Here is a 13,050-nt window from a genome sequence, read left to right as displayed (position 1 = left end):
CGATTGATACGCGTCAACCGCCTGAGCAGTTGTCAGGCGATTTCTAGAGGGTTTTGCGGCACACTTTGGTTTGCGGCAAAACCCTCAAGATTTCCAACTACAAGGCATACGGCATGAGCATGATGGAACGCATTCTGCGTTTGATGGCAGAAAAAAAAGCGTCTGACGTATACCTGTCTGCCAACTCTCCAGCACTCATCAAAATTGATGGCAACTGTGTGCCCATCAACAACCAGTTATTGCCTCCAGATGCGCCACGCGCACTGCTGGCAGAAGTGGTCTCCCCCCAGAGCATGGAGACGCTCAAAGAGACGGGCGAGCTCAACATGGCAGTGCCCCTGCAAGGGGTTGGGCGCTTTCGCATCAGCGCCATGCGCCAGCGCGGCACTGTGGCGGTGGTGGTGCGCTTTATTTCCCAGCAAATACCCAAACTCAAGGAGTTGAGCCTTCCTCCCATTCTGGATCAGCTCATCTTGGAAAAACGCGGTCTGATTTTGGTAGTTGGTGCCACCGGTTCTGGCAAAAGCACCACCTTGGCGGCCATGATTGACAGCCGCAATGAACTGCGCACCGGCCACATCCTCACCATTGAGGACCCTATCGAATTTCAGTTTCGCAACAAGCGCTCCATCGTGAACCAGCGCGAAGTGGGCTCGGATACTGAATCACTGCAAATTGCCCTGCGAAATGCGCTGCGCCAGGCCCCGGACGTGATTTTGATTGGTGAAATCCGCGACCGCGAAACCATGTCTGCCGCCATTGCCTACTCGCAGTCCGGCCATTTGGTGCTGGCCACACTGCACGGCAATAACAGCTACCACGCGCTCAACCGCATTTTGAGCTTTTACCCGGTCGAAGTACGCGCCACCATGCTGGGAGATTTGTCCTCGTCACTCAAGGCGGTGGTCACCCAGCGCCTGCTGCGCACCCCCTCTGGCAACCGTGTCCCGGCGGTAGAGGTGCTGCTCAACACCAAGCTGGTGTCCGAGCTGATTGAAAAAGGAGATTTCTCAGGTGTGCGCGACAACATGGAAAAATCCATGGCTGAAGGCTCTCAAACCTTTGAAGAAGATCTGGCCCGGCTCATCGGCAATGGCACAATTGACCGCAACGAAGGCTTGGCCAATGCAGATTCGCCCACCAATTTGATGTGGCGGCTGCAAAATGCGCCCCAAAACACCATTTACTCCGGCGCCGAGTCTCTGAACCCGAATACGGAACAGGCTGCTCCACCCCCGCCTGAATTTGGTGCTTTGCTGCTCAACATTGGCCTTAAAACATAAAGCCCCGGTTTCGGACTGGGGGCAAGGCTGCACACAAGGTGCAGTCCCATTTGGATTTTTCTCACATGTCCCGCACGCTGCAACTGGCTGAGCAACTGATCAGCCGCCCCTCCATCACCCCTGAAGATGCTGGCTGTCTGGAATTGCTGGCACAGCGCCTGAGCCATCTGGGCTTTCATTGCGAACGCATGGATGGCGGCCCTGATCACTTTCGTGTGCACAACCTCTGGGCTGTGCGCCGCACTGGCCTGCCTCAGGCCAAAACACTGATCTTTGCCGGCCATACCGACGTAGTGCCTACCGGGCCTGTCGAGCAGTGGTCCTACCCACCCTTTACACCCACCTACCACGACGGCAAGCTGTTTGGGCGCGGTGCCAGCGACATGAAAACGTCGATCGCCGCTTTTATCGTGGCTCTGGAAGAGTTTCTGGCTGCCCACGCTGACACCCCGCTGGACATAGCCCTGCTGCTGACCAGCGACGAAGAAGGCCCCGCCCATGACGGCACCAAAACCGTCATTCAGGCACTGCAGGCCCGCCAAGAGCCCATGCACTGGTGCATTGTGGGAGAGCCCACCGCCGTCAGACAAACAGGCGACATGATCAAGAATGGCCGCCGTGGCTCGCTCAGCGGTCGCCTCACGGTGGAGGGCATTCAGGGCCACATTGCATACCCGCAACTGGCTCGCAACCCGATTCACCAGGCCGTGCCTGCGCTGACAGAACTGGCCAGCATTGAGTGGGACAAGGGCAATGCATTTTTCCCGCCCACCAGCTGGCAAATCAGCAACATGCATGGCGGCACAGGGGCATCCAACGTCATTCCCGGCGAGGTGGTGATTGACTTCAACTTCCGCTACAGCTCGGAAAACACCGCCGAAAGCCTCAAGCAGCGCGTCAAATCCGTGCTGGACAAGCACGCGCTGGAGTATGACCTGACCTGGAGCCTCTCGGGCGAGCCCTTCCTGACTACCCCGGGCGACCTGGTGACGGCCGCACAAGAAGCCATCCGCGCAGAAACAGGCCTGGAGACCGAGCTGTCCACCAGCGGCGGCACCAGCGATGGCCGCTTCATTGCCAAAGCCTGCCCGCAGGTGATTGAGCTTGGCCCCCCTAACGCCACCATCCACAAGATTGACGAACACATCGTGGTGACCGACGTCGAGCCCCTCAAGAATATTTACCGCCGCCTGATGGAAAACCTGCATACCCGACTGCGGTCTGCCAGCGCTGAGCAAGGAGCCACAGCATGAGCCACGCATACACCCTGCCCCATGGCAACACCGTAGGCACCTTGATTGCAACAGGCACTGAATGCCTGACCCAGGCAGGCGTGGGCTTTGGCCACGGCACCGCCAATGCGTACGAAGAAGCTATCTGGCTGGTGCTGTGGAAGCTGGGCCTTCCCATCGACGCCCCTTTGGGCGACGAAGAGGAATCTGTAGAAAATCAGCCTGTAACGCCCGAACAGCAAGCGCAGGTAGCTGCGCTTTTCAAAGCTCGCATTGATAGCCGCAAGCCTGCGGCTTACCTGACACAAGAGGCGTGGCTGGTGGGTGTGCCGTTTTATGTGGACGAGCGCGCCATCGTGCCGCGCAGCTTTATTGCAGAGCTGCTGGCAGACGGCAGCATTGACCACTTCCTGTCCGATAAAACCCGCAAGGTACTGGATCTGTGCACCGGCAACGGCTCACTGGCCTGTCTGGCCGCAATGGCCTTCCCCGAGGTTGAAGTCACAGGCGCAGACATTTCCACCGATGCACTGGCTGTAGCCCGTATCAATGTGGACAAACACGCGCTGCAAGACCGCGTCACGCTGGTAGAAACAGATGGCCTGTCCAAAGTACCCGGGCCCTGGGATTTAATTTTGTGCAACCCGCCGTATGTGAATGCCGACAGCATGTCCAAACTGCCCGCCGAATACCTGGCCGAGCCTGAACTGGCACTGGCAGGCGGCAGGGACGGCATGGACTTCATACGCGATTTATTCGCAGCCGCCCCCGGCTGCATGACCGAAGACGCAGTCATGGTGCTGGAAATTGGCAACGAGCGCGACTTTTTTGAAGCTGCCTTCCCGCTGCTGCCCGTGTTCTGGCTTGAAACCAGCGCTGGCGAAGACCAGGTTTTACTGGTTACCAAGCAGTCGTTGCTCGCACAAGCCAAGCTGCAGTCACAATAAGGCCATTGCAGACGCGGGCTTGGCCTGCGGCTGACAGCCCTCTCAGACAACAGCACCCGCCCCGCGCGGGTGCGCCTTTTTTCCGAACGCTCCGATGATCACCCTCAAAAACGTCACCTTGCGACGTGGCAGCAAAGCCGTGCTGGACAACGTGTCCGCCACCATCAACCCCGGTGAAAACGTGGGCCTTGTTGGCCGCAACGGCGCTGGCAAGTCATCTTTGTTTGCGCTGCTCAGCGGCAAACTGCACGAAGACGGCGGTGATTTCTACATCCCCACCAGCTGGCGCATGGCCGAAGTGGCCCAGAACATGCCAGAGACCGAACAGGGCGCGACGGCGTTTGTTCTGGAGGGTGATACTCTGCTGGCCGAAGTACAGCGCCAATTGATCGAAGCGGAGGCCAGCGACGACGGCATGGCCATCGCCCACGCCTACTCTGACCTGCACGATGCCGGCGCGCACGATGCCGAAGCCCGCGCCCAAGCCCTGATTTTGGGACTGGGCTTTCGTGCCAGCGAGTTAGACAACCCTGTCAACAGCTTTTCTGGCGGCTGGCGCATGCGCCTGCAACTGGCCCGCGCACTGATGTGCCCGTCAGACCTGCTGCTGCTGGACGAGCCTACCAACCACTTGGATCTGGATGCACTGGTGTGGCTGGAAGCCTGGCTCAAACGCTATACGGGCACGATGATTGTCATCAGCCACGACCGAGAGTTTCTGGACGCCATCACCAACGTCACCCTGCAAATTCAAAGTGGCCAGCTCAACCGCTACGGCGGTAACTACAGCAAATTTGAAGAGTTGCGCGCCCAGCAGCTTGAATTGCAAGCCGCCAGCTTCTCCAAGCAGCAAGAGAAGATGGCACACCTGCAAAAGTTCATTGACCGCTTCAAGGCCAAGGCCAGCAAGGCCAAGCAGGCACAAAGCCGGGTCAAACAGCTCGAGCGCATGGAAAAGATCGGCCCGGTACTGGCCGAAGCCGACTTCACGTTCGAGTTCAAAGAACCCGCCAACCTGCCCAACCCGATGCTGGCCATCAGCGATGCATCGTTCGGCTACTACGACGAAGACGGTGTGCCCACCACCATTTTGTCGGGCGTCAACCGCTCGGTGCTGGCCGGTCAGCGCATTGGTATTTTGGGTGCTAACGGCCAGGGCAAATCGACACTGGTCAAAACCATTGCCCGCACCATGCAGGCGCTGGGCGGCACCGTCACTGAAGGCAAGGGCCTGAACATTGGCTACTTTGCCCAGCAGGAGCTGGACGTGCTGCGCCCCAGCGAAAACCCGCTGGAGCACATGATCCATCTGGCCAAGGAGCTGGGCCCCGACGCCAAGCAACCCAGCCGCGAGCAAGATTTGCGCAGCTATCTGGGCACCTTCAACTTCACTGGTGACATGGTCAAGCAGGCCGTTGGCACCATGAGTGGTGGCGAAAAAGCCCGTCTGGTGCTGGCCATGATTGTCTGGCAGCGCCCCAACCTGCTGCTGCTGGACGAGCCTACCAACCACCTGGACCTGGCAACCCGCGAAGCGCTGGCCATGGCGCTCAACGACTTCGACGGCACCGTCATGCTGGTCTCGCACGATCGATCGCTGCTGCGCTCGGTCTGCGAAGACTTCTGGATGGTGGGCCGTGGCGTGGTCGGGCCCTTCGACGGCGATCTGGACGACTACCAGCGCTACCTGCTGGAAGAATCCAAACGCCTGCGCGAGGAAGCCAAAAACGCCGAGCAAGCCGCCCAAGCCAAGGCCCCGGCTGCAGCACCCGTGGCCGCACCCGTGGTGGTCGCCGCAGCACCCGAGCCGCAAGGCGACCAGCGCGAGCAACGCAAACTGGCTGCCCAGGCACGCCAGTTGCTCACCGAAAAGACCAAGCCCTTCAAGAAAGAGCTGGACAAGCTGGACCAGCACATTGCCGCTCTGGGTACTGAAAAGAGCCAGCTTGAAGCCAAGCTGGCCACACCCCTGTCACCGGCAGACATTGCCGAAGCCGGCAAGCGCCTCAAAGCCGTGGGCGATGAACTGGACAAGCTGGAAGAGCGCTGGCTGGAGCTGAGCGAAACCATTGAAGCGCTGACTCAGGAAGCGGGTCTGGCTTAAACCAGCATTCCTTTAAAGGCAAAAAAAAGTAGCTGCTAACGCTTGTGCACATTGATTTTCAGATACAAAACTATCTGAAAACAATGCCTCATAAGCGATGGCAGCTACTTTTTTTATCCAGTACTGGGTTTAACGCTGCGCCGTAGCCAGCAGCCCGCCAGCTGCAATGAAGGCACCGCCAGTTACCCGGTGAAACCATTGCCCCGCGCCACCGCTGGCCAGCCGCGCCATCATCTTGGCGCCGCACAGCGCATAGGCGAACATGATGGAGCCATCCAGCACCATCCACGTTGCGCCCAAAATGGTCATCTGCATGGCAAAAGGGGCACTGGGGTCCAAGAACTGGGGAAACAAGGCGCTAAAAAACAGCAAGTCCTTGGGGTTGCCAATACCCACCATAAAGCCCTTGCGATAAAGCTTCCACGCGCTGCCTGCAGTGTGCAAAGCTGCTGGAACAGCAACTGGCACGTCAGCATCCGCCTGCTCAGCAGCATCTGTCTGCTTGGCTGCAGGGCGGGTACGCCAGGCAGAAATACCCAAATACACCAGGTACGCGGCTCCTGCCCATTTAATGGTCTGAAACCACGTATCAGAGGCCGCAATCACTGCACCCAGGCCCAGTGCAGAAAGTGCCATCAAGGTCATGGATGCCGTAATGCCCCCCACGATGGTGGCAACCGTCCTGCGCGCACCATGGCTGACCGCATGCGAAACACAAAGTAACGCCGAAGGCCCGGGCGAGGCAATCACAGCAGCCGCCAAAGACACATATAAAAGCCAGAGATTCAAAGACATCAGCGTTACCAGACAAATATCAGCACAGCACGGGCGTCGTGCAGTCAACCAACACAGCCAAAGATTCTATGGCGACGCAATGCACCCTGTGCCAAAAGCCCAAACAGCACTGTTTTAGCGATGCATTTTTTTACTTTTAGGTGTCAACGCCATCTGATTAGACCGCGTTGGTTCTGTACACAAGGAGTAAATCCCCATGAATGCAAACAACATCCTTTCTGCCTGGCCCGAAGACGAACGCGATCGCAAGCGCAGCCCTGCACGCCTGTAACACGCGCTGACAGCACCGGCATCAAAAAAATTTCACTTCTGCGTCAACCCAGACATTCGCAACGGCGTTGATCAAGCATAAGGAATCAGACCACCATGAATACCATCTTCTCTATCTGGCCCGAAGACGAACGTGATCGCAAGCGCGCCCCTTTGCGCGGTTGATCCAGTTTTTGACTGGTAGCTGCGGCTGCCAGCACCCAGACCCGCTTGCCTCAGCGGGTTTCGTTTTTCTGGCTTCCCATGCAAAAACAAGCTTGAACAATTCATGCAAACGCTTGCACAAACAGCGTCAACCATGACTTCAAGCTGCACGTTGAATAGGCAAAGGAGTGAACACAATGCAAACCCCAGCTATTTTTTCTGTTTGGCCTGAAGACGAACGCGACCGTAAACGCGCACCTTCACGTCTTTAAACAAAATCAGCGCCCGCCTTGCCTGCAAGGTGTCAAACGCAGCTGACTCTGACAAAGTTTCACCCAACAAAAAAGCCCGCAGATGCGGGCTTTTGCTTTGTGGGTTCACATGCTCAATGCATGTGCAAACCGCCGTTGACGGAAAAATCTGCACCTGTGGAGTAGCTGCCATCGTCAGAAGCCAGCCACGACACAATCGATGCAATCTCTTTGGGCTCTCCCAAACGCTTGACCGGAATGGTCGCCACGATCTTATCGAGCACCTCAGGACGAATGGCCTTGACCATGTCTGTCCCGATGTAGCCAGGGCTGACCGTATTGACAGTCACGCCCTTGTTGGCCAGCTCTTGCGCCAAAGCCATGGTGAAACCATGCATGCCCGCCTTGGCCGCTGAGTAGTTGGTCTGCCCCGCCTGCCCCTTGGCACCGTTGACCGAGCTGATGTTGATGATGCGACCCCAGCCCTTTTCAACCATGTCGCCCACAACCTGCTTGGTCACGTTGAACATGGAGTTCAGGTTGGTCTCAATGACGGCCTGCCAGTCTTCAGGGGTCATCTTCAAGAACATGCGGTCACGTGTAATGCCCGCGTTGTTCACCAGTACATCGATCGTGCCGTGCTCTTGCTTGGCCTGATTGAACGCTTCTACAGTAGAAGCCCACTCGCTCACATTGCCAACCGAAGCGTAAAACGTAAAGCCCAGGGCTTTTTGCTCATCCAGCCACTTCTTGTAGTCACGTGTGGGGCCGCAGCCCGCAATCACTTTGAAACCGTCATTGTGCAGACGCTGGCACATGGTGGTTCCAATGCCACCCATACCACCAGTCACATAAGCTACTTTCTTATTCATATTCCCTATCTCCTGATTTATTTATGCCAATTTCAACTATGCATAAAGACTGTAGTTGCAAAGCACGATGGTCTGGGTTGCGGTTAACCCACCTGGGGTATTTGCGCATCAGACCACCTGTGTCCATGGTTTAACGCTCAACGGCCAGCGCCACACCCATGCCACCGCCAATACACAGGGCTGCTACACCCTTGTTGGCGCCGCGGCGTTGCATTTCGTGCAGCAACGTCACCAGCACGCGGCAGCCTGACGCACCAATGGGGTGTCCAATCGCAATGGCGCCGCCATTGACGTTGACCTTGGCCGCATCAATGCCCAGCACCTTGTTGACCGCGCAGGCCTGCGCTGCAAAGGCTTCGTTGAGTTCAAACAGATCCACATCCCCTACTTGCCAGCCCGCACGCTCCAGCGCTTTGCGTGTTGCAAAGACCGGGCCCATGCCCATGGTCGCTGGGTCCAGTCCACTGGTGGCATAGGCCTTGATCTTTGCCAGCGGTGTCAGCCCCAGCGCCTGTGCCTTGCTGGCGGACATCACCACCACCGCGGCAGCGCCGTCGTTGATACCTGAAGCATTGCCCGCAGTCACTGAACCGGCCTTGTCAAAAGCAGGCTTCAGACCAGACAGAGCCTCCAGGCTGGTTTTGCGGTTGATGTATTCATCCGCGTCAAACACGATGGGATCGCCCTTGCGCTGAGGAATCAGGACCGGCACGATTTCGTCTTTGAACTTGCCCGCATCCTGCGCTGCTGCCGCTTTTTGCTGGCTGCCAATCGCCAGTTCATCTTGCTGCGAGCGAGAGATGTCATTGCCCTTGGCTACGTTTTCCGCAGTGATGCCCATGTGGTAGTGGTTATAGGCATCCCACAGGCCATCCACAATCATGGTGTCCTGCATCTTCCAGTCGCCCATGCGCTGGCCTTCACGCGAGCCTTGCAGCACGTGGGGAGACAGGCTCATGTTTTCCTGACCGCCAGCCACCACAATTTCACTATCGCCTGTTGCCACGGCCTGTGCCGCCAGCATGACGGCCTTCAAGCCAGAACCGCACACGGCATTGATCGTCAGAGCTGGGGTCTCCTGGGCCACCCCTGCCTTCATCATGGCTTGCCGCGCGGGGTTTTGCCCTGCGCCAGCTGCCAGCACCTGGCCCATGATGACTTCACCCACTTGATCCAAAGGAATGTGGGCGCGCTGCAGCGCCTCTTTGATCACCGCGGCGCCAAGATCGACTGCCGGCACCTTGGACAGGCCTCCTCCAAATTTGCCCACCGCTGTACGCACAGCTGAAACGATGACGATGTCTTCCATATCGAGTCCCTTGTAGTGAATTGCTTAGTACGCCATTGCTGCGAATGCGAGCGGCGAGGAAAATTTTTACGGTTGATGCACAGCGCTAAGCACCATGCCAGTTATGCCCTTTGCTGCACGTAGCGGCCTGGAGCATCTTCAATGGCTTTGTATTTAGTGGCTCTGCCATAGCGTTTTGGCGCAGGTACCAGCTTGCCTGCGTGACCCTGCAGCCATTGAGCCCAGTCCGTCCACCAGCTACCCGCCAGCTCTTGCGCACCGCTGAGCCATTCACTGTGCGTAGCTGGCAAGGCACCATCTTCGCGAATCCAGTGACTGCGTTTTTTCTTGGCGGGTGGGTTAATCACCCCTGCAATGTGGCCTGATGCTCCCATGACAAACCGCTTATTGCCAGGCAGCACCTGCGTGGCTGCGTAAGACGCAGTAATTGGCACGATGTGGTCTTCGCGCGAGCCATAGATATACACGGGTATATCTATGGCACCCAGATCCAGCGGTGTGCCAGACACCGACAGTTTGCCCGGCTGCACCATATTGTTTTCCAGGTACATATTGCGCAGATACCAGGCGTACCAGGGGCCTGGCAGGTTCGTGGCATCGCTGTTCCAGTAGAGCAAATCAAACGCAGGGGGAGTTTCCCCCTTCAGGTAATTACCAACGACGTAATTCCAGACCAAGTCGTTAGGACGCAGGAAGCTGAAGGTAGATGCCAGCTCTTGCCCTTTGAGCAGACCGCCCTGCCCCATCTGGGCCTCGCGCATCTGCACAAAGGTTTCATCAATAAAAACATCCAGTACACCGGTGTCAGTGAAATCGACCAGGGTGGTCAGCAGTGTTGCACTGGCAACGGGGTGTTCATTGCGCGCCGCCAGAACCGCCAGCGCGGCAGACAGCATGGTGCCGCCCACACAAAAGCCCAAAGCATTGATCTGCGGCGTGCCACCAATCTCCTGCACCACCTTGATCGCACGCAGGAGTGCTTCTTCAATGTAATCGTCCCACGTCAGGTGGCCCAGAGATTCATCGGGATTGCGCCAGCTCACCACAAACGTGCGATGCCCTTGACTGACCGCGTATCGAATCAAGGAGTTCTCAGGCTGCAAATCGAGGATGTAGTACTTGTTGATGCATGGAGGCACCAGCAGGAAAGGCCGCTCATGCACCTTGGCAGTCAAAGGCTTGTATTCGATGAGCTGAAAAATCTCGTTTTCATAGACCACTGCGCCTTCGGTTGTGGCAACGTTCTTGCCAACCTCAAACACGCTCTCGTCCGTCATGGAGACGTGGCCCTGCTCCATATCGTGCAGCAAGTTCTGAATGCCCTTGGCCAAGCTCTCGCCCTTGGTGTCAATGGCTTTTTGCTGGGCCTCGGGGTTCAAAGCCAGATAGTTGCTCGGCGACATTGCGGCCACCCACTGCTCCACTGCAAAGCGAACGCGCTGGCGTGTTTTTTCATCGGCCTCAATGGCATCGGCCATACCCGTCAAGGCCTTGGCATTGAGCAGATAGGTAGAAGCTGTCAGTGCCGCCAGCGGGTTACTCAGCCAGGGCGCACCACCGAAACGCTTGTCCTGCGATGCGGCCGGTGATGCCAGACCATTGGCCCACAGCTTGGCAGCTTCTTGCACATAGTCTTGTTGCAGGGCCTGCAACTTCGAGGAATCAAACTGCACGCCAGGCTTGTGCGAAGCATCGCTGGCGACTGAAGGGAAAGCCGATAAAGCCTTTGCCCACTGATCTGCAAAAAACTGCTGGGCATTGGTACTGGGGTTCCAGGATTCCTCTGAGCTCATGCTTGTCTTCCTTGTTGGCTTGCAAGCAATTTTTTCACTTGCTTTGTATATGCACAGATTGTTGCCCAGGCACATGTTTGTGGCAATGCGGCAAAGGCACTGTTTCAAGCAAAAGCTGTGCTCATTGACTCGAATCAAGAGGAAATTACAAACACCCGCTCATAAATCAGGCACATTTCAGACATGTATTTAATTGTGATTGCCTGGTTTTATGTCACGGCGATGATGGCACTAGCAGAAGCGACAAGCCCGCAAGGCAGTCTGCTGGGCGCCCTTATCACCTTTGTCCTTTATGGCCTGCTGCCAATGGGCATTCTTGTCTACATTTTTGGAACGCCTGAGCGCAAACGCAAACTCAAAGTGCGCAGACAGGCGCAGCAGCGTGCTTACGATGAAGCTCTGCAAGCCCAGACGACAGAGGCAGCGGCAGACTCAGTCCTTCCAGATGCAGGCGGCCATGCGCCCGGTGCTACCCAGCACAGCAGCATCACGCCGGTGCGAAAAGAACCGTGACGCATTGGCCACCGTGCACCACGCATCACTTGCGTCATTGCCATAGATCTGGCTGAGACCCATTTGCTCAAGGCGCTGACGGGCCAGCTGTGGCAAGTTCGCCAACCACTTTCCCGTATGCGTTGAGGCTACAAAGCACGCGCCTGCCTGCGGCGATGCGTTCACAAATGCCTGGCGGACTTCATCTCCCACCTCAAAGGCATCAGGCCCAATGCACGGACCCAGCCAGACTTGCGTGTCCAGCGCCAACTGGCGGCTGTCAGCCGGCACACGCAGTTGCCTGGCATAGGCCTGCCATACAGCCTCCAGCACGCCGTGCCCACCCTCGCCCACAAGCCCACGCCAGCCTGCATGGGCGGCAGCAACGGCCAAGCCTGATCGATGGGCAATCAGCACGGGCAGGCAGTCTGCCACCATGATGGTGCACGCCACCCCGGATTGATCCGTCACGCTGGCGTCAAACGCTTGACCCTCGGCAGATCCATGCTGCATGACCTGTACATCGCATCCGTGTACCTGCTGCATAAAAACGGTCCGCACGGTTTTGCCGGACATACGGTTGATCACGTTGCGCAGCACCTGCCGGTTGGCTGCTACGTTCTGGGGATCATCCCCCACATGGTCTCCCAAATTCATTGCGTTCCACGGGGCAGTGCTGCACCCGCCATCACGCGTGGTAAACAGTGCATGAACGCCAGAAATGGCGGGCCAGTCCGGTTGCAGCCATTGCTGCGAAAGATGCTTGTTATCAGTCACCTGTGCAGCATACCCTGCTCAACAGGCCCAAAACTCATGGCACACTTTGGCCTTCATTCCCTTTGCTGCTCTTGCCATGCGCTTTGTGTTCACACCTCCCGTCCAAGCTTGTGTCCCAGTTGTGGGGCAGTCTGATAGCTTTCCCGTTCACCGCATTTATTGCGTTGGTCGAAATTACGCAGAACATGCCAAGGAGATGGGCTTCACCGGCCGTGAAGCCCCATTTTTCTTCATGAAGCCCGCTGACGCCGTCCTGGTCTGTGAAGAAGGCGCAACCGCCGCAATGCCCTACCCCAGCCTGACCAGCAATCTCCACCACGAAATTGAATTGGTCGTTGCCATTGGCAAGGGCGGCAAAAACATTCCTGCCGCACAAGCCATGGAACACATCTGGGGCTACGCCGTCGGTCTGGACATGACGCGCCGGGATCTTCAAGGTGAGATGAAAAAGCAAGGGCGCCCATGGTGCATTGGCAAAGCCTTTGAACACAGCGCCCCCATCAGCGCCATCACTCCGGTGGCACAAGCTGGCGATGTGGCCCAAGCAGAAATCTGGCTGCAGGTGAATGGGCAGGATCGCCAGCGCAGCCACATCAACCAGCTCATCTGGAACATTGCAGAAACCATTGAACACATCTCCCAAGCGTGGGAGCTGCAACCGGGCGACCTGATCATGACGGGCACCCCTGAAGGTGTTGGCGCAGTCCAGGCTGGTGACGTGCTGCAAGGCGGCATCACTGGTCTGGCACCCTTGCGCGTAGCAATCACGGCTTAAGCGAAG

General features: G+C 57.4%; 10 protein-coding genes. 5 read left to right on the top strand and 5 right to left on the bottom strand.

The window, feature by feature from the left end:
* The first annotated feature begins 113 nt into the window (after nucleotides 1-113).
* The 4 genes from H9646_RS15835 (at nucleotide 114) to H9646_RS15820 (ending at nucleotide 5,566) form a co-directional block, all read left to right on the top strand.
* Entirely contained in the window at nucleotides 114-1,283 is a 1,170-nt protein-coding gene (locus H9646_RS15835; protein ID WP_191724355.1) for a PilT/PilU family type 4a pilus ATPase, read from the top strand.
* A gap of 65 nt (nucleotides 1,284-1,348) precedes the next feature.
* Nucleotides 1,349-2,536 (top strand): succinyl-diaminopimelate desuccinylase, encoded by a 1,188-nt coding sequence (gene dapE, locus H9646_RS15830; protein ID WP_191724354.1) that lies wholly within the window; start codon nucleotides 1,349-1,351, stop codon nucleotides 2,534-2,536.
* A complete protein-coding gene (prmB, locus tag H9646_RS15825; RefSeq protein WP_191724353.1) occupies nucleotides 2,533-3,462 on the top strand; it encodes a 50S ribosomal protein L3 N(5)-glutamine methyltransferase in 930 nt (309 codons plus the stop codon). Before dapE ends, prmB begins: the two co-directional genes overlap by 4 nt.
* 94 nt (nucleotides 3,463-3,556) lie before the next feature.
* On the top strand, nucleotides 3,557-5,566 hold the full coding sequence (locus H9646_RS15820; protein ID WP_191724352.1) for an ABC-F family ATP-binding cassette domain-containing protein: 2,010 nt from the start codon (nucleotides 3,557-3,559) through the stop codon (nucleotides 5,564-5,566).
* Between the two features lie 129 nt (nucleotides 5,567-5,695).
* On the opposite strand, the gene H9646_RS15815 is transcribed toward H9646_RS15820, so the two are convergent.
* The 5 genes from H9646_RS15815 to pgeF all read right to left on the bottom strand — a co-directional run bounded on the left by H9646_RS15815 (nucleotide 5,696) and on the right by pgeF (nucleotide 12,269).
* The gene (locus H9646_RS15815) at nucleotides 5,696-6,361 is read right to left on the bottom strand and encodes a LysE family translocator (protein ID WP_191724351.1); all 666 of its coding nucleotides are present in this window, start codon (nucleotides 6,359-6,361) and stop codon (nucleotides 5,696-5,698) included.
* A 799-nt stretch (nucleotides 6,362-7,160) separates the two neighbouring features.
* Nucleotides 7,161-7,898 carry an acetoacetyl-CoA reductase gene (phbB, locus tag H9646_RS15805; protein ID WP_191724349.1) on the bottom strand — a complete coding sequence of 246 codons (738 nt, stop codon included), beginning with the start codon at nucleotides 7,896-7,898 and terminating at the stop codon, nucleotides 7,161-7,163.
* A gap of 130 nt (nucleotides 7,899-8,028) precedes the next feature.
* Nucleotides 8,029-9,207 (bottom strand): acetyl-CoA C-acetyltransferase, encoded by a 1,179-nt coding sequence (locus H9646_RS15800; protein WP_191724348.1) that lies wholly within the window; start codon nucleotides 9,205-9,207, stop codon nucleotides 8,029-8,031.
* 101 nt (nucleotides 9,208-9,308) lie between these two features.
* Nucleotides 9,309-11,000, bottom strand: coding sequence for a PHA/PHB synthase family protein (locus tag H9646_RS15795; protein WP_191724347.1), 1,692 nt, complete (start codon nucleotides 10,998-11,000; stop codon nucleotides 9,309-9,311).
* Nucleotides 11,001-11,432: 432 nt separating this feature from the next.
* The gene (gene pgeF / locus H9646_RS15790; protein ID WP_191724346.1) at nucleotides 11,433-12,269 is read right to left on the bottom strand and encodes a peptidoglycan editing factor PgeF; all 837 of its coding nucleotides are present in this window, start codon (nucleotides 12,267-12,269) and stop codon (nucleotides 11,433-11,435) included.
* Nucleotides 12,270-12,345: 76 nt separating this feature from the next.
* Between pgeF and H9646_RS15785 the strand changes: the two genes are divergently transcribed.
* Nucleotides 12,346-13,044, top strand: coding sequence for a fumarylacetoacetate hydrolase family protein (locus tag H9646_RS15785; protein ID WP_191724345.1), 699 nt, complete (start codon nucleotides 12,346-12,348; stop codon nucleotides 13,042-13,044).
* Nucleotides 13,045-13,050: the final 6 nt, after the last annotated feature.

It is taken from the genome of Comamonas avium (assembly GCF_014836675.1).
Lineage (GTDB): Bacteria > Pseudomonadota > Gammaproteobacteria > Burkholderiales > Burkholderiaceae_C > Comamonas > Comamonas avium.
The sequence above is the reverse complement of the archived record's forward strand: the minus strand, read 5'-3'. Positions and strand labels throughout refer to the sequence as shown.